At 73.9% G+C, this 414-nt stretch carries 1 pseudogene; it reads left to right on the forward strand.

Going from position 1 to position 414, the window contains the following annotated elements:
• Positions 1-265 (forward strand): annotated as a pseudogene (locus V5O49_RS05430) (ABC transporter permease); the annotation flags it as partial.
• Positions 266-414: the final 149 nt, after the last annotated feature.

The raw sequence follows: 414 nt of genomic DNA on the forward strand, positions 1-414 counted from the left end.
CATGGCCGTCGGCTACTCGCTGTCGGCCAAGGCGGCCCTGCCGGTGGTGCAGGTCGTGCTGTTCCCGCTGGCGTTCGCCGGCGGCCTGTTCCTGCCGCCGGTGGCGTTCCCGGACTGGCTGAACACGCTGTCCCAGGGGACGCCGCCCCGCCCCGGCCGCGACCTGGTCCTGCGGGCGCTGACCGGCGGGGCCGCCCTCGCCGCGGGGTGGCCGGTGCTGAGCGGCTGGACCGTGCTGTTCGCCGCGTTGGCCGTCGGTGCCTAGCGTCGCGACGAGGGCCGACGCTTCCGCTGCCCCCCGTCGTCCGTTGTGGGCATGAAATCTGCAGTCCTGAACCGGTTCAGGGCTGCAGATTTCATGCCCACAACGGGAGGGCGAGGGGTACGGGACGGCCGGTCAGCCGGCGCGGCGCA

The organism is Isoptericola haloaureus (assembly GCF_036689775.1).
Taxonomy (GTDB): domain Bacteria; phylum Actinomycetota; class Actinomycetes; order Actinomycetales; family Cellulomonadaceae; genus Isoptericola; species Isoptericola haloaureus.